At 47.8% G+C, this 17033-nt stretch carries 17 protein-coding genes; 11 read left to right on the forward strand and 6 right to left on the reverse strand.

All coding sequences use genetic code 11. The features are described 5' to 3' along the window. Positions 1-8: 8 nt before the first annotated feature. The 3 genes from ACI0FF_RS07200 to ACI0FF_RS07210 all read left to right on the forward strand — a co-directional run bounded on the left by ACI0FF_RS07200 (position 9) and on the right by ACI0FF_RS07210 (position 3600). A complete protein-coding gene (locus ACI0FF_RS07200; protein WP_419799433.1) occupies positions 9-911 on the forward strand; it encodes a quinoprotein relay system zinc metallohydrolase 1 in 903 nt (300 codons plus the stop codon). A 178-nt stretch (positions 912-1089) separates the two neighbouring features. After that, the gene (locus tag ACI0FF_RS07205) at positions 1090-2826 is read left to right on the forward strand and encodes a PQQ-dependent methanol/ethanol family dehydrogenase (protein WP_419799434.1); all 1737 of its coding nucleotides are present in this window, start codon (positions 1090-1092) and stop codon (positions 2824-2826) included. 138 nt (positions 2827-2964) lie between these two features. Continuing rightward, positions 2965-3600, forward strand: coding sequence for a response regulator (locus tag ACI0FF_RS07210; RefSeq protein WP_188665421.1), 636 nt, complete (start codon positions 2965-2967; stop codon positions 3598-3600). 6 nt (positions 3601-3606) lie between these two features. On the opposite strand, the gene ACI0FF_RS07215 is transcribed toward ACI0FF_RS07210, so the two are convergent. The 4 genes from ACI0FF_RS07215 to ACI0FF_RS07230 form a co-directional block, all read right to left on the reverse strand. Further along, positions 3607-5859, reverse strand: coding sequence for a NahK/ErcS family hybrid sensor histidine kinase/response regulator (locus ACI0FF_RS07215; RefSeq protein ID WP_419799435.1), 2253 nt, complete (start codon positions 5857-5859; stop codon positions 3607-3609). After that, entirely contained in the window at positions 5804-6970 is a 1167-nt protein-coding gene (nosP, locus tag ACI0FF_RS07220; RefSeq protein ID WP_419799436.1) for a nitric oxide-sensing protein NosP, read from the reverse strand. Before nosP ends, ACI0FF_RS07215 begins: the two co-directional genes overlap by 56 nt. A 29-nt stretch (positions 6971-6999) precedes the next feature. Beyond that, positions 7000-7434, reverse strand: coding sequence for a cytochrome c-550 PedF (gene pedF / locus ACI0FF_RS07225; RefSeq protein WP_419799437.1), 435 nt, complete (start codon positions 7432-7434; stop codon positions 7000-7002). A 226-nt stretch (positions 7435-7660) separates the two neighbouring features. Next, complete coding sequence (locus tag ACI0FF_RS07230) at positions 7661-8071, reverse strand: c-type cytochrome (RefSeq protein ID WP_419799438.1); 411 nt, start codon at positions 8069-8071, stop codon at positions 7661-7663. Positions 8072-8298: 227 nt separating this feature from the next. On the opposite strand from ACI0FF_RS07230, the gene ACI0FF_RS07235 reads away from it, so the two are divergent. The 8 genes from ACI0FF_RS07235 (at position 8299) to ACI0FF_RS07270 (ending at position 15211) form a co-directional block, all read left to right on the forward strand. Further along, positions 8299-10014 carry a hybrid sensor histidine kinase/response regulator gene (locus tag ACI0FF_RS07235; protein WP_419799439.1) on the forward strand — a complete coding sequence of 572 codons (1716 nt, stop codon included), beginning with the start codon at positions 8299-8301 and terminating at the stop codon, positions 10012-10014. Between the two features lie 105 nt (positions 10015-10119). Beyond that, complete coding sequence (gene pqqA / locus ACI0FF_RS07240) at positions 10120-10194, forward strand: pyrroloquinoline quinone precursor peptide PqqA (RefSeq protein WP_188665536.1); 75 nt, start codon at positions 10120-10122, stop codon at positions 10192-10194. Positions 10195-10278: 84 nt separating this feature from the next. Next, a complete protein-coding gene (gene pqqD, locus ACI0FF_RS07245; RefSeq protein ID WP_417821614.1) occupies positions 10279-10566 on the forward strand; it encodes a pyrroloquinoline quinone biosynthesis peptide chaperone PqqD in 288 nt (95 codons plus the stop codon). Continuing rightward, positions 10535-11683 (forward strand): pyrroloquinoline quinone biosynthesis protein PqqE, encoded by a 1149-nt coding sequence (gene pqqE / locus ACI0FF_RS07250; RefSeq protein ID WP_419799440.1) that lies wholly within the window; start codon positions 10535-10537, stop codon positions 11681-11683. The genes pqqD and pqqE overlap by 32 nt, the downstream gene beginning before the upstream one ends. Positions 11684-11780: 97 nt before the next feature. After that, positions 11781-12290 (forward strand): hypothetical protein, encoded by a 510-nt coding sequence (locus ACI0FF_RS07255; protein WP_419799441.1) that lies wholly within the window; start codon positions 11781-11783, stop codon positions 12288-12290. A gap of 6 nt (positions 12291-12296) precedes the next feature. Then, a complete protein-coding gene (serC, locus tag ACI0FF_RS07260; protein ID WP_419799442.1) occupies positions 12297-13331 on the forward strand; it encodes a 3-phosphoserine/phosphohydroxythreonine transaminase in 1035 nt (344 codons plus the stop codon). Positions 13332-13335: 4 nt separating this feature from the next. Continuing rightward, the gene (locus ACI0FF_RS07265) at positions 13336-14511 is read left to right on the forward strand and encodes a M48 family metalloprotease (RefSeq protein WP_419799443.1); all 1176 of its coding nucleotides are present in this window, start codon (positions 13336-13338) and stop codon (positions 14509-14511) included. Beyond that, positions 14477-15211, forward strand: a complete 735-nt coding sequence (locus ACI0FF_RS07270; protein WP_419799444.1) for a creatininase family protein — start codon at positions 14477-14479, stop codon at positions 15209-15211. The genes ACI0FF_RS07265 and ACI0FF_RS07270 overlap by 35 nt, the downstream gene beginning before the upstream one ends. Here the strand turns inward: ACI0FF_RS07270 and pqqC are convergent. Both pqqC and pqqB read right to left on the reverse strand, forming a co-directional pair. Then, positions 15174-15935, reverse strand: a complete 762-nt coding sequence (gene pqqC, locus ACI0FF_RS07275) for a pyrroloquinoline-quinone synthase PqqC (protein ID WP_417821607.1) — start codon at positions 15933-15935, stop codon at positions 15174-15176. The genes ACI0FF_RS07270 and pqqC overlap by 38 nt on opposite strands. Further along, the gene (gene pqqB, locus ACI0FF_RS07280; RefSeq protein ID WP_419799445.1) at positions 15932-16864 is read right to left on the reverse strand and encodes a pyrroloquinoline quinone biosynthesis protein PqqB; all 933 of its coding nucleotides are present in this window, start codon (positions 16862-16864) and stop codon (positions 15932-15934) included. The genes pqqC and pqqB overlap by 4 nt, the downstream gene beginning before the upstream one ends. Positions 16865-17033 lie beyond the last annotated feature (169 nt).

Raw genomic sequence — 17033 nt, forward strand, 5'->3', positions numbered from 1 at the left:
GCGTATTGATGTCTTTTGCTCACAACAGCATGGCTGAGGATTTATCTTATGATTTGAAGGCGCAAAAAGTTGGGGACGGGGTCTATGTTTTTATCGGCAGCACGGATCATTTCAATCGCGAAAACGGTGGTAATATCGTTAATACCGGTTTCTTAATTGGTGAAACGGGCGTGGTGGTTATCGACACTGGCCCCTCTTTAAAATACGGTAATGAAATGCGTGCGGCGATTGGCGCAATAACGCCAAAACCCGTTCGCCATGTGATTATTACCCATCATCACCCCGATCATTTTTTAGGGAACCTGGCGTTTGATGATGCCCAAATATGGGCGATGGATGAAACCATTCAGGCCATAAACCGTGAAGGTGAAGGCCTGCTGGAAAACATGTATCGCATGGTCGGGGACTGGATGATTGACACAACGCTTGTCAAACCCGGTCATTCCATCAACCAATCCCATATGGACCTGTCAGGGCGCACAATACAGTTCATGCCGCTTCAAGGGCATACAAAAGGCGATTTAGCAATTTTTGACCAGAAAAGCGGTGTGCTGTTTACCGGGGATTTGGCGTTTCATAATCGCACACCGACAACACCCCATGCCGATATTGCACAATGGATGCGTGCTTTGGAACAGCTGGAAAAACATTCTTATAATGTTGTTGTACCCGGTCATGGGCCGGTGGAACGTGACGGGCGTTCATTTAAGCAGACGCTGGATTATCTGGGCTGGTTGCAAAAGACATTGTATCAGGCGGCAGAAAATGGCCTTGAAATGACCGAGGTTATGCGTCTGGATATCCCGCAACGTTTTCAATCTTTGTCTGTGGCGCGTGCGGAGTTTGTGCGTTCCGTTGCTTACCTGTGGCCAAGCGTTGTCGAAGAGACTTTACTACGCCTTTACGACTAAAGTTGAAGGCCGAAAGTGCTTTAAAACCGCTGTAAATGGGCTTTGTTCGACTTTTTGCCAATATTGCATAACAACCCGTCCCCTCATAGTGAAAGCAGTCTTTGAAGCATGTGCAAAACATGTCGACTGAACATTATTTTTTTGAGGCTTTCACTTTCCTTGAAAGGGAGACATATATATGAAACGGGCACTATTCACGACAGCCGCCTTAGGTTGGCTGGCACTGGGGGCACTTGGTCCCAACGCTGCACTGGCAAAGGTCACAAATGAGGATATTCTCAATGATGACAAGAATACCTCCCAAGTCGTAACAGACGGTATGGGCTTGCAGGCCCAACGCTTCAGCCCTTTGAATAAAATCAATCTGAAAACTGTGAAAAAACTGGTTCCGGCATGGACCTTTTCTTTCGGGGGGGAAAAACAACGCGGTCAAGAGGCCCAGCCACTGGTTGCGGATGGGGTGATGTATGTGACCGGGTCTTATTCTCGTCTGTTTGCCATTGATGTGAAAACGGGTGAAGAATTATGGCAATATGATGCGCGTCTTCCCGATGGGATTATGCCGTGTTGCGATGTGATTAACCGTGGGGCGGCCCTTTATGAAGACATGGTCTATTTTGGGACGCTGGATGCTAAAATCGTTGCGTTAGATGCCAAAACCGGCAAGGTGAAATGGAAAAAGAAAGTTGGTGATTACAAGGCTGGTTATTCCCTGACGGCGACACCGTTGATTGTTGAAGGTAAAGTCGTAACCGGGGTTTCTGGCGGTGAGTTTGGCATTGTTGGCAAGGTTGAAGCCCGTGATGCAAAAACCGGTGAACTTGTTTGGTCCCGTCCGACGATCGAAGGTCACATGGGCACCCTAAAGGGTAAAGAAAGCACCATGACCGGTGTGAAAAATGCAAGTTGGCCGGGGGATATGTGGAAGTATGGCGGTGGTGCGACTTGGCTGGGTGGTACCTATGACCCGGAAACACGCCAACTGTTTTTCGGAACAGGGAACCCGGCACCGTGGAATTCTCACTTGCGTCCCGGTGATAACCTTTATACCGCATCCCGTCTGGCCATCGATATTGATACGGGTGAAATCAATTGGCACTATCAGACCACGCCGCACGATGGTTGGGATTTTGACGGTGTGAACGAAGTGGTTTCTTATAATCTTGATGGTAAAAAACTGGCGGCAACAGCAGACCGTAACGGATTTTTCTATGTTCTGGACCGCACCAACGGGAAACTGCAAAATGCCACACCGTTTGTGAAGGATATCACTTGGGCAAAGGGCATTGATCTTAAAACAGGCCGCCCGATGTATAGCGAAACAGGTCGTCCGGGCAACCCGATGGATGCCGAAGGCGGTAAAAAAGGCAAGGCCATTTTCTCTATCCCTTCTTTCTTGGGTGGTAAAAACTGGATGCCGATGGCTTACAGCCCGGTGACAGAAACATTCTATGTGCCGTCAAATGAATGGGGCATGGATATTTGGAACGAGCCAATTACCTACAAAAAAGGGGCTGCCTATCTGGGGGCTGGTTTTACGATCAAACCTTTGTTTGAAGATTACATCGGTTCATTGAAAGCGATTGATCCGCGCACAGGCAAGATCAAATGGGAATATAAGAATAACGCGCCGTTATGGGGCGGGGTGATGACAACGCCGGAACTTGTCTTTACAGGCACACCGGAAGGTTATCTGAAAGCCTTTAACGCCAATAACGGCGAAGAGGTCTGGAAATTCAATACCGGTTCCGGGATTGTCGGTTCCCCCATTACATGGGAACAGGATGGTGAACAGTATGTCGCGGTCGTATCCGGTTGGGGCGGTGCGGTTCCTTTGTGGGGCGGTGACGTGGCCAAACGGATTAAAAACCTGAACCAAGGGGGCAGTGTTTGGGTCTTTAAACTGGTTATGTAGTCCCGGTTGCAAACGGGCGAAATTACATCTACGACCTTTGGAGAAGGGATGAAGTCTTTGGGCTTCATCCCTTCTGGTATATAATCACCGGAAAGACATAAAATAAAATACTACCTTTAACTGAGGTTCTCTGGGACGATGTACACATTTTTAATCGCTGATGACCATCCGTTATTTCGAGATGCCATCAAACAAGTTGTTGATGAACGTTGGCCTGATGCAACGATTATTGAAGTTTCCACCTTGGAAGAGGCACGGGAACAGGCCATCGAAAATGATGATCTGGATATTGTTTTACTGGATTTAAATATGCCGGGTGCCGAAGGCTTTTCCGGTCTTTTGGGGATACGAAACGCAGCCCCCGTTTTGCCTGTGGTTATTGTCTCGGCGGAAGAAAGCCCGGATGTTATCCAGCGCGCGTTGACGTGCGGGGCGTTGGGGTTTATCCCGAAATCATCCAGCAAGGAACGTATCGGTGATGCAGTCCATGCGGTTTTGCTTGGGAAAACGTTTGTGCCACCGGAACTGGCAGAAGCCATTGAAGAAAAACGCCGTGTCGATGACGGATTGCGCGAACGTGCCGCTTTGCTGACGCCGGCCGAGGTGGGCGTGTTGGAACTGCTGACGTTGGGTAAGCCTAATAAAATTATCGCTTATGAACTGGATATAAAAGAGTCTACCGTCAAGGCGCATATATCGGCCATTTTACGTAAATTGGGTGTGCATAGCCGGACACAGGCGGTTCTGATGGCAAAAACGCTGGATTTTGGTTAAGGCTTTTTACAAGCGGTTTCCATTGGCGATGTGTGATAACCATGCGCGCAGTTTCGCGGGTTTTAAAGGCTTGTTCAGCAATGCATAGCCATGTGAGCTGACGCTTGCGCGGATTTCGTCTGTGCGATCCGCCGTTAAAACCATCGCCGGAAAATGTGGTCGGTAATCACGTTTTAGGGCCCCCAGTAAATCCAGTCCCGTGTCCCCATCATCTAAATGATAATCAGCAATAATGGCATCGGGGAAATAGCCCAGACCATCTAAAAGCTGTACGGTTTCTTTGCGGGAACCAGCGGTGAGAACTTTACAGTCCCAGTTTTCCATCAGGCTTTGCATGCCGTACTGAATGTCATTTTCATTATCGATAATTAAGACAGTCAGCCCGTTCATATGCTCGGTAAAAATTTTGGTTTGCACAACTGGCGGGGAGGGGGTGGGATTTTGACTGAGCGGGACCTCCACACTGAAACAGGCACCGTTATTAATCTCGGATTTCAAGAGGATTTTATGCCCCAGTGTTTGCGCAATCCGTTTGACGATAGCGAGCCCCAATCCGGCACCTTTTTCCGTTTGATCTGTCCGGTCTAATTGGCGAAATTCTTCAAAAATGTGTTCCTGATCTTTCTGGGCGATCCCATTGCCGGAATCATAAACGCAAAGATGCAAGTTCTCCCCTTCCCGTTTTGCCCCGACCAAAATGCGCCCGCTATCCGTATAGCGCACGGCGTTGCTGACAAAATTGCGTAAGACACGGGATAATAATTTGGGGTCACTGTTCACGAATACCGAAGTCGGGATCACTTTTAACGCGATGCCTTTTTGGGCTGCGATTGGGCCATATTCTTCCTGAAGGCGGTTGAATAGGTCACTTAACGGGAAATCCGCAATCACCACGGGGACAGCACCGGCATCCAGTTTTGAAATTTCCAAAAGCGCACTGAGCAAACTTTCCACACCTTTCAGGGCAAAGTCGGCACGTTCGACAAGGGGGCGGTTTTTGTCATCCAATGCTCGTTCCAAAAGTGTGGATATAAAGAGCCGGGCGGCATTTAGGGGCTGTAAAAGATCGTGACTTGCCGCTGCCAAAAAACGGGTTTTAGATAAGTTGGCTTCCTCGGCGGCTTCTTTCGCGATGTGCAATTCGTCAGTGCGTTCGCGTACGCGTTCTTCAAGATTTTCTTTGGCTTCGCGTAATTCTTCCGCTGCCTGACGACGGGCGGTAATATCGCTGTAGGTTGTGACAAAACCACCACCGGGCATGGGGTTGCGTTGAACTTCCACGACCTGCCCGTTGGGGCGGGTATATTCAAAATAAAGCGGTTCCTGCGCTCGGGCCCGTTGAATACGTTCTTGATAAGCGTCTTCCGTTTTGGGGCCAAATTCCCCGCGAAAGACATTGAACCGGGTATAACGTTCGTAGGTCATATGATGTTCGACCAACCCGTCGGGCAGGTCCAGCAATTCGATAAAGCGTTGGTTCCAAGCAACCAGTTTTAAATCCTTGTCAAAGACCGAGACCCCTTGACGCAAATTGTCCAATGTGGATTGCAACAGGACGTTTTGTTCAGCCAGTTCGCGTTCGCGCCGGATTTGTTCTTCAGCCTTAATATCGGTGATGTCGGTATAGACACCGACAATTCCACCGTCTTTTGTCGGGCGTTCATTGATTTTTAGCCAACGACCGTCTTTTAACTGAATGACGAAGGATTCTTTTGGGTTACGATGACGGTTTAAACGTTCCTTAAGCCAGTCAATCGGACTTTCCACGTCTTCCGGCACGACATATTGGCGCACCAGTTTACGGGCCATATCTTCAAAACGTGTCCCATAGGGCACATCATTTTGATGATTGCCCCAAAAATCCCAAAACTTGTTATTACACAGGATGAGACGATCTTCCTTATCGTACAGGGCGAAGCCTTCCGATACACTTTCGACGGCTTCTTCCAAACGAATGCGCGAGGTTTCGGCTTCACCTTTGGTGCGTTTGAGTTCCAGATTAACTTTTTCCAGAGACCCCAATGCCTGTTCCAGCTGGTGGGTGCGTTCACGAACTTTTTCATCCAGCAAGGTTGCGGTTTGAAAAGAAGAATAAGCCCCACCTTGGACGTCCAGCGTGCGTTCCACCTGTTTCATCAGGGAAGAAATGATTTTACGTAGTTTGAGGGTTTCATCCGCCGTTCCGGTGGGGATATCAAGGGCATCAATCATCTGTATCACCCCAACCGATGGCGACCCCGGTAAAGGTCTGGTTGACATGCATGCCTGCGAATTGTTCACCATATGTATTGAAACCATAAACATTGTGATCGATCAGCAGTTTTGAAACCTGTGCTTTTTTCTGTGGGGATTGTTCCAGTTCCAGTTTTCTGAATATGCAGTCGCATCCGATGATCAATTCCGGCTTGCCTATTATATTTTCGATATCGTCAAAAGTGTTTTCCAGATTGGTCACAATGTCTTGTCCCTTGGCGAGGGTCAGGACCAGGCCTTCATCAATGGCGCAGAAAAACCGCAAACCGTCTTCGCCTTCGGGTCGTTGAATTGAACGGACATAATAAGATCCGGCAACGCGCACCATAACGGGATGCGCTGCAAATTGTTCAGGATTGAGATCTTCTGGTTTGACCCCGATAAGGCGGGCGTATTCTTCCGTTGCCGGGGCGGCATTGATTTCGCGTACAATGCGCGACGCGGGGTCTGCTTCGGTAATCACCATTTTGCGCTCTGTTTCCAGAAAATGCTGGGTGCGAAAGACCTTAAATGGGCAATCTGTATGGACTAAAACCAATGTTGCCGCATCGCGGTGGGCTTGCCCGTTGTAATAAATAAGAGTTTCTTTGAAGTTTAAATCGTCACCGGCTGAACCGCCAAATAAGGGAATGTCGCCTAATTCAGGGTACAGGGCATTTAGGACAGTTTCTTCGACTAAGGAAAGGCCATCAATCAGAACAAGACCAAAAGAATGATCGGTACTTTTCTGCGGGAGGCGATTCCTGAAACCGTTGACCAGTGTTTTGGTTCGTGCCGACCAGTCTGAAATATCGATGGTGGATACATTCGGGATGAGGGCGCCTTCTACCGTAAAATAACCTTCGGGCAGGCCGAAGGCACAAACGCCGTCATTTTGATATCCGTTTTCCCCGATGACACCCGCCGATGTACAGCCAAAGATCAGGGCATCAGGGTAAAAAGCTTCTAAGGCATCGCCTAAAGCTGCAATATCATATGCGCCTGAGGTAAAGAAAAAAATGGCTGAGAACGGTTCGTTCCCCAAGCCGATGAAAAGTTCCCCGGCTGCACGAGGGGCGGTGCGCGCCTTGCTGTTTCCTTTTGGTATTTTTTGTTTTTTTGTTTTGTTATCCAGCACGTTTTACACCTTCTTTGTACGGGGTGTGATTAATCTTCCGGTTGTTCGTCGATATAGGTCCGGATTGCCCATAACCCTTCTTGTGAAATGGTGCCGGCAAATTTCGGCATATATACTTTACCGTCGCGCACAGCCCCATGAGTAACCCGTTCTTTAAACCATTCATCACCATCCATATCTGCTTCAAGATAACGCAAATCCGGTGCGATGCCACCTGAAATTCCTTGCAGCCCATGACAACGTGCACAGTTTTGGTTATAGGCGGATGATCCAATTTCAACGGCACGGGTTTTCAGCGATTGGTCGTCACGGAACGGATTTTCATCTAACCATTCTTCGCCCAGTTGCGGCAATCCACTGGTGTCGACGGCCTGAGGCGTAACATCACCATGAGCGATGGCCTCTATGGCCACTCCGGTAACGATCACGCTTGCTAACCCGATGCATAGGAACTTCTTGAGCATGTTTTTGATCCTCCAAATCGTAATATTTCGATTCATCTGTTAAATTTTATCCTGTTATTTTTATAACTTTTTGACAGATTGGTTTTCTCCTCGACTTTGGTCGTATTGGTATTAGCCAAAGGTCTAAAAAGATCTTTCTTTGAAAGAAAACCCGCTAACTGTTTGGCAGGAAGCGGGGAAGTTGAGGCGAAATCCAAAAGAGTCTGTCAAAGCTAGGGAAAAGCACCTACTTGAAGCTCTTTAAAAATGCGATCAAATAGTCGCGTTCTGCCGGGTCCATAATTTGGACATGGCGCATGCGGTTTCCATGAACCAGCCAGGTATTGCCGGAAACCCAGTCGCGTAAATTCTTTTCATCCCAAACAATCCCGGACTTCTTCAAAGCCTCGGAATAATCAAAACGGGGCAGGTTCGCTGCGGGACGCATAAAGACGCCACGTAGGTTTGGGCCGAACGTATTGAGGGCGGGATTAAGCGAATGACATTCCTTGCAGCGTTTGAAAATCTGCAAGCCCGCTGCGGCTTCGGTACTGGGCGGTTTATATCCGAAATAACTGTCTTTTACTTCTGCATCGTCGCCAGCCTGTGCAGCTAACGGAACCATGCAGACAAGTGCTGCCAACATTTTTTTTAACATCTGTTTGCTTTCCTTTAATGCGCGGTGATTAACGAAAGCGAAGCCTCATATGAAACGCCGCCTCTACCTTTTGAACGATAGGAGAGTGTGCGCCTGAATGCTGTTCGACTTTTGGCTAAGCTTTATAGGTAAAAAGTCTAATGCGAAGATTGTATCTATTTGATTTATGGTGTTGCCCCGGCTTAATCGCTATACTAAGGGAAGGCTTATTGAAGTAACGGATATTGATGACGCAAATGTCTAAGGGCGTAACGGATTTGCAAAAGTTGAAGAAAGAAAATGATCAACTGCAAAAACGTATAGTCGAACTGGAAATGATTGAAGAACGTTATGCGCTGGCGATGGATGGGGCAAACGAAGGTTTGTGGGAATGGAACCCGGTAACCAAAGATTTGTTCATTTCCTCGCGCTTGATGGAAACGTTGGGTCATTCCAGTCAAAGCCGACGCACGACAACGCATCAATGGTTGGAATGGGTGCATCCGGATGATGTCGTAGGCTATGAACAAAAAGTCTCGGAACATCTCAAAGGATTAAGCGAGTATTTTGAATGGGAATACCGGGTGCGTGCCACCGATGGTATCTATCACTGGGTTTTTGCTCGTGGTAAAGCATTGCGCGACAATAATGGAATTGCTTATCGTATGGTGGGGTCCGTGGGCGATATTACAGAACGCAAACGGGCAGAAGAACGCCTGAAACAAGCCCATGATGAATTGGAAGACCGTGTTGAAGAACGTACCAAGGCTTTGGTGGCTCTTAACAAACAACTGAGCCGTGAAGTTCAAGAACGTAAAATCATTGAACAAAAATTGAAACAGGCTAAGGAAGCTGCTGAACAGGCCAATATCAGCAAGGATAAATATCTGGCAGCAGCCAGTCACGACCTGCTTCAACCTTTGAACGCCGCACGTCTTTTGATCTCGACATTACAAGAACGTGATTTATCGCACAAAGATGCCTCGTTGGTGCAACGGATCCATAATGCGCTAGGGAGTGCCGAAGAACTGTTGACGGACCTTTTGGACATTGCAAAACTGGATGCTAATGCGATTGTGCACGAAATTTCCGAAGTGCCAGCCAATCGATTGTTATTGGCATTAGGGGAGGAATTTCAATCGGTTGCAAATGAAGCTAATGTAAAATTGCGCGTGATGCCTTGCGGCTATTCGATTAAGACTGACCCACGCCTTTTGGGGCGAATTTTACGTAATTTCCTGAGCAATGCAATTCGTTATTCATCAAGTGGGCGTGTTGTGTTGGGGTGTCGGCGCTGTGCGGACCATATCCGTTTTCAGGTTTGGGATAGTGGCCCCGGCATACCACCGGACAAGTTGGATGACATTTTTCTGGAATTTCACCAACTAAAAGAAAATAGCTTGGATCGTGAAAACAAAGGGGTTGGTCTGGGTCTTGCGATTGTGGAGCGAATTGCAAAAATTTTAGGACATCCGATCCATGTCCAGTCCGTTGTCGGTAAAGGGTCGGTATTTAGTGTAGATGTCCCCTTGTGCGAAGGGGGAAAGCAATTGGGTACGCAGGCTGAACCGTTGCCTAAACCGCCTTACAATCTGTCGGGTGTACCTGTTTTGATTATCGATAATGAAGGCAGTATTACACATTCTATGGCTGATTTGCTCAATGAATGGGGCATGATTCCGCATTGCGCTGTATCTAAAAGTACTGCGCTGGCTGAAATGAAATATGCTGAACACACACCCGTTGCCATTTTGGCGGATTACCATTTGGATGATGGCGAAACCGGGATCAAGGTTATTCAGGATATTCATGCGGTGTATGGTTCGGATATCCCCGCTGTAATTATTACGGCAGATCGTACCCAGACGGTGAGTAACGAATGTGAACGTCTGGGATATCATATTTTGAACAAGCCATTGAAGCCGGCCAAATTGCGTGCCTTGCTCAATCACCTGTTGGTGTAAGTTTCAAACCTGACCGTTTCTTCCCTAAGACTAATGGCTAATTGCGGTGCTTTCTTAAAATTCAGACAATTCCTCCGGTTCTATTATTTTAACAGGAGAAAATTCATGAAGTGGGAAACACCAGCTTACTGCGATCTGCGTCTTGGTTTTGAAGTGACGGCTTACGTATACGTTCGCTAAGCAAAAAACCAAAGGGGAAGGGGCTTTATGTTCCTTCCTCATCGTCTCATGTGCCGGGACATCTTTATCTCAGGGCTTAGATCAATGTGTGCAGAAGAAAAAATTGAACTCACCAGCCAACTGCAAATCCATCCGATGTATGTGTTTCGCTGGGAAGAACAGGAACAAGCTTATTTGTTGCTTTATCCAGAAGGGATTGTGAAATTGAACAATTCCGCCGGGCATATTCTTAAATATTGCGACGGTGTGCGTTGTGTTTCCCAGGTTATTGATGAACTGGAGCAAGAGTTCGATCAACAGGGCCTTGATGAAGACGTTGTAAAATTTATGGAGGTCGCCCATGCCAAAGGCTGGATCAGACTTAAAACTTGATGGGAACGGCAAGCCGTTATGGCTTGTGCTGGAACTGACTTATAAATGTCCGCTGAAATGTCCGTGGTGCTCCAATCCACTGGGGTTTGAAGATTACTCCAACGAATTAACGACCCAAGAATGGAAAACGGTTTTACGCGATGCACGCAAAATCGGTAGCCTGCAACTGGGGTTTAGCGGTGGCGAGCCGATGGTGCGCAGCGATCTGGAAGAATTGGTCGATGAGGCGGACACATTAGGATATTACACCAATTTGATTTCTTCAGGTGTCGGTTTAACCAAAGATCGTTTGAAAGAGTTAAAACGCGTTGGTTTGAAACAGATACAAATTAGCCTGCAACACAATGATGCGGCAAAAAATGACGCGATGGTTGGTGTGAAAAGCTTCGAACAAAAAATGCAATGTATCGAAGATATCAAATCAATCGGTTTTCCGGTGGTGATGAATGTCCCGGTTTCACGTTTTAATATCGATGCGGTTGAAGATATTATCAAATTGGCAGAATATCACAATGTGGAGTTTCTCGAATTTGCCAATTTGCAATATTACAATTGGGCGCTGCTAAACCGTGACGAACTGTTGCCAACAATTGAACAGTTGCAACACGCCGAAGCCAAGGTGAATGAAGCCCGTGCCCGTCTGGGTAAAAACATGACGATTTATTTCGTTATTCCCGATTATTTTGATGGCCGACCCAAGGCGTGCATGAACGGATGGGGGGCGATCCATTTGACAATTGCGCCGGACGGGTCTGCCTTGCCCTGTCAGGAAGCCCAGACCATCACTCATCTTGAATTTCCCAACGTAAAAGATCGTCCCCTTGACTGGATCTGGAATGAATCACCTGCCTTTAATGCTTATCGTGGGACAAGCTGGATGAAGGAACCTTGCGTTGGTTGTGATGAAAAGGAAAATGATTTTGGCGGTTGTCGCTGTCAGGCCTTCGCCTTGACCGGGGATGCGACCAACACGGACCCGGCCTGTTCCAAATCACCGCATTTTGACATGATTGCCTCGGCTGTTGAAAAGGCACGGGTGACGGGACGCCCCGGCATGCCTTTGGTTATGCGCACGCGCGGTGCGGTCAGCAACCTGATGAAAAAGGTATGTGCATGAAGCTTCCCCATGAAACAAAAGGCGGCACGATTTGGGCCGGACTTAGTCTGATTATTTTGCTCTCGCTGTTTGTGCATTTCTGGACAGGGAGTGGCGGATGACAATGGATGTCCTTGATCTGGTTGCACGTTGGCTGCATGTCATGGGAATTTTGGTTTGGGTGGGCCATAATTTTGCAAATGTCATTCAAAACCCGACCTATAACATGCCACAGAGCAAGGCCCCTGCGGCTGACATCGAAGCACGTTTTGAAGCCGCTTTACGCCGCGAACATGCAACATTTCGCTATGCCTCCGTCGTTGTGTTGGTCAGCGGGCTGTTTATGTTATTTTATCGCGATATCTTATGGGATGTGCTGTGGTTAAATGGCAGTCACGCGGTTTTAGGGATGGGGGTCTGGTGCGGCCTGTTGATGGTCTTGAATTTGTGGTTGGTCCTTTGGCCGCACCAAAAAAAGGTCATTGGTTTTATCCCGGCAAGTTTTGAAGAACGGGTACGCTGTTCGCGCATTACCTTTTTGTCATCTCGAACCAACACAATCCTCAGTTTTCCGACTGTTTTTTTCATGGCAGCGGGCTCACATACGAGTTTCCTGTTTGGGGGATGAAACCTCATGATGTCGTTTAATTTTGGTGCGGGCCCGGCCGTGTTACCAAGCGAAATTCTGCAACAGGCGCACGCGGAAATCTTCAATTGGCAAGGAAGCGGCATGTCACTGTTTGAAATCCCGTTTGGTGATCCGGCCTTTTGGGAGGTGATGCAGACAGCACATCGGGCTTTCCGACAGGTTTTGAACCTGCCGGATAGTCATCACCTGTTGTTTTTGCAAGGCGGGGCTTATGCCCACTTTGCCTTTGTTGCCATGAACCTGATGGGAGATAAAAAACGGGCCTGTTATTTAGATACAGGTCATTGGTCCAAACGGGCGATTGCCGAGGCCCGCAAATATGGCGAGATTGTCGTGGACCGGATTGTTGCGGATGGGGCTTATTGTCATATGACCACGAACGAGACAACACAGGGACGGCAATTCCATGAACTCCCGGACTCACAAGGTTTGCCACTTGTTGCGGATATGACATCGGATATTTTGACCCGCCCGATTGATTTTTCACACATGGACTTAGTTTATGCCAGTGCGCAAAAGAACATTGCACCAGCGGGCTTAAGCCTTGTTATTATGCATGAGAAACTGTTTGATCGTGCCTTGGATATTACGCCTACTGTCTTTAATTATACCCAGCAAGCGAGAAACAATTCTCGTGTCAATACGCCAAACCTGTTTGGGATTTATATGGCGGGGTTGATGGCAAAATGGGTGACAGACCTAGGTGGTTTGACAGAAATGGCGAAACGCAGTCGGCAAAAGAGTGCGTTGCTTTATGATACAATAGACCGTAGTCGTTTTTTCCATACCAACGTGAACGGGAAAATGCGTTCGCACATTAATGTGTGTTTTGGTTTAAAGGATCCGACCCTAAATGGGCTTTTTTTGCAGCAGGCCCATCAAGAAGGATTACTTAACTTAAGCGGTCATTCAGCGGGCGCTCCGTTGCGTGCAAGTCTATATAATGCACTTCCAACAGGGGGCGTAGTGGCCTTAGCGGACTTTATTAACAGGTTTGATACACAGTTTGCGCGGGCATAGTGATATGGATTTTGCGCAAACCAGTTTGTATCTGAGGTTGGATATTGTGGCCATGACCGTAACGATGGTTTGTATCTTGATCCTCCTGTTTTTTACCCATGCTTTATTATGTACCCGTCAGGTGTCTTATATCGGTTCGCGACATAATGATGACATCGGGCGATATGCCAAGGCCAAGGCATATATGGCGCTTTTATCCTATATGCTGGATATTTTGTGGTGTGCGTTGTTGCTTGTCAGTGATGCTTTCACCACTGTTTTCGACCTGACAGGCTTGATCATTGCGCATTGGTTGTTGCGGCGCCTGGTTCTCGGCAGTGTACAGATGCGGGTTGAACGCCATTTCGGCTTTGGGCGGATGACATGGCAAATATTGGGGAAAGTAATATTGAAGGCCTTATGTTTGCGTCTTGTACTGACGTTTGGTGCTGTTAGCCTGTTTTTTTACTTTATGCCGATGACGAGCCACATGGCTGTTTTTCTGTGGGTGTGGCTGGTTTGGTTCTGCTTTGATAGCGCCGTGGTCACGCTACGTCCGTGGCTGCAATCGCGATTGGATGGTTTGCTAAACCCTTTGGATGATGCCGGTTTGTTAAACCGTGTAACCCATATGTGTCTTTATGCCGGTTATGAACCTGTCGATGTCTATGTTCAGGATGGATCCCAACGAACAAGCCATGCGAATGCGCGTTTTGAAGGGATCGGACCTTTCAAGCGTATCGTGCTGAATGACAGTTTACTCGATCGCCTGAATGAGGACGAAATTCTCAGCGTTATCGCCCATGAATTAGGCCATCATGCTCATCGTCATATTTTGAAGTATCAATTTTTAAAAGGGGGATTGGCGTTGTTGGGTGTTTTGATCTTCGGGCAATTTTCAACGTCGTTTAGTTCTTTGGTGATCAGTGCTCCGGCTTTGGCGGCAGTGGCGCTACCGGTTTTGAATGCCTATATCCGTTCTTGTGAATATCAGGCGGACCGATTTGCAAGTTTTTATGGCGGTGGGGCGGAGACTTTCTTGCGCGCTTTGGATAAAATTCATGTCCAAAATGCCATGATGCAAAAAGGGGATCAGTTTTATGATGCGGTTTATTCCGGGCATCCTACACCACAGGCTCGGGCGCAATATTTAAGGAAAATAAGCAATGGAGCTACAAAAATCCACATGGCCGGAGGTTGAAGAATATCTGCAATCGTGCCAAACGATCCTGATCCCGATCGGTTCAACCGAACAACATGGCCCGAGCGGCATGATTGGGACGGACAGTATGATTGCAGAGGCGATAACAAAAGAACTCGCCCGTCGAAGTGGCCTGATGTGCGCCCCTGTTCTGTCAATTGGGATGGCGGAACATCATATGGCGTTTGCGGGGACAATTTCCTTACAACCGCAAACTTTATCGCTGGTTATTCGTGATGTGGTGCATTCGTTGGAAGTGCATGGATTTGCAGAGTTTATTTTTATCAACGGGCATGGTGGTAATGGTCCTGTTTTGCAACGGACCTTTCAGGAAGACGTCACAAATTGCCGTTTTTATAATTGGTATATGGGGGCTGAAACCCGAAAATTACGTGCATCACTTTATGCCGATCAGGAAGGTCGTCATGCCACACCAAGCGAGATTGCCGTTGTTCAATATCTGGATGAAAGCACGTTACGAAATGTCGCTTGTGATCCTGTGTGTGCCCCCGCGTTGGCGTACGAGGGGGCACAGGATATGCGCGACAAACATCCCGATGGCCGGATCGGGGCCAATGTATCACTGGCAGATCCGGCAGATGGAAAACGGCTTTTTGAAACAAGTGTAAATGATTTAATGGAAACCTTGATCAAGGATGGGACTATTGCGCCGCCGCAACATCCGTCTGAACGGGGGTAAAACATCCCGGCGGGATCATGCCCGGGTTAACATAGGCCAGATAAAGCGCATCCAGTTGTGCCCATAAAACACCTGTTTTCATGTAAAGAGCATCAATGACGGCTTGTTGCTGATCAATCGTACGAGCATGTTCTTTCACATAACGCAGGGCAAAATCCACATCACGCGGCGCTTGGGTCAGGCGTTCTCGAAAATACGCGACCATTGTTTCATCCACAAAATCGTAATTTTCCAACATACCTGCGATCCGTTCTTTGTGAATTTTCGGGGCGAACAATTCTGTCAGGCAGGACGCAAAACCAATTAACAACGGGGCATGGCGGCAAAAATTGATATAGGTATCAACCGCATGCTTGGTGGCTGGCAGAACCCCTTCCATTGATTGAACATAAGCACGTTCAAGACCCAATGCCTCACATAATTTCAGCCATCGTTCAATGCCACCTTCATCCTGATCTATGCCATCATGGTCGAAAATACGCTGGCGCCAAAGATTGCGCAGTTCCTTATCTGGGCAATTGGACAAAATGGCGTAGTCCTTGATCGGGATGCCTTGTTGATAGACATACCGGTTCAAGGCCCAAGCCTGCACTTGTCCCAAAGACAATTTCCCACCGTGTAACAATTTATGAAAGGGGTGTAGATTGTGATAACGTTCTGCTCCGATACCTTGCAGGGTTTGTTCCAGCTCATCCGGGCTCAGAACTTTATTCAGCTTGATCATAAGATAACCTCCATTGTGTCATAGCCGATTTCCCATCCGGCTTTATTCGTGATTGCCCGCTCAGTTGAATTTTCTAAAAGAACGGGATTTGTATTGTTGATATGGATAAAGACTTTGCGTTTGATGTTTAGTTCTGCAAACGCTTGAATGCTGCCCGCAGGGCCAGCCATGCACATATGGCCCATGCGTTGTCCGGTTTTGACGCCGCAGCCCGTTTCGATCATTTCATCGTCAACCCATGTTGTACCGTCAAAAAAGACCAGATCGCTGTTTCGCACGCGTTCAGCCAAGTCCGGGGGCAAGGCAGCGCATCCGGGCAAATAATAAAAAGATTTTTTGCTGTCGCGTGCCGTGACCTTTATGCCAACGGTATCTTCAGGGACGGATCCAAAATTCGCCCCGGCTGTTTCATCTTCCAGATAAAGGGCGATTTTGCCGGGGACGGGGAAAAGTTCAATCTCAATGCCGCTGTTTTGTCCGTCCTGAAAACAAAGCTCGGTTTTTTGATCTATGGGAAGTTTGCGACGTGCGACGTAGTTGGGGTTCAGGATATTAAACAGGCTGTTTTCGCCTAAAACGTTGATGACGCGTTGGGTGGCGTAAAGGGCGAGGGGTTGGCTTTCGCGTAATGTCAGCAACCCGCCGATATGGTCGACATCGGCATTAGTCAGAATAACCCCTTTAATCGGGCTGTGTCGTTTCCCCTGCTTTGGATGCAGACAGGGATTGGTTTGAATTTGTTGGCGAATATCGGGGGAGGCATTTAACAGGAACCAGTTGTCCCCATCCACACTGATGGCAAGCGAGGATTGCGTGCGGGCAATCGCGTCTGGATTATTTGCCCATGCTTTGCGGCAATTGTCACAATGGCAATTCCATTGTGGAAATCCTCCTCCTGCTGCCGCCCCGAGAATTTTGATTTTCAACATTTTGCGTGCTCGTGCCTGTTTTAAGGAACAACAGGATAAGTGAAAGGGCACCTGAAAACATATTGGACAAAGGTCTAGGCTGTTTTCATTTTATGAGGGATGATTTGTGCCGTTAATTATAGGTTGCAGTTAATGTACAACTTAAGTTGGATCAACCGAATGGGGAAAG

Source organism: Terasakiella sp. 4MB5A, from assembly GCF_050058155.1.
GTDB lineage: Bacteria > Pseudomonadota > Alphaproteobacteria > Rhodospirillales > Terasakiellaceae > Terasakiella > Terasakiella halodenitrificans.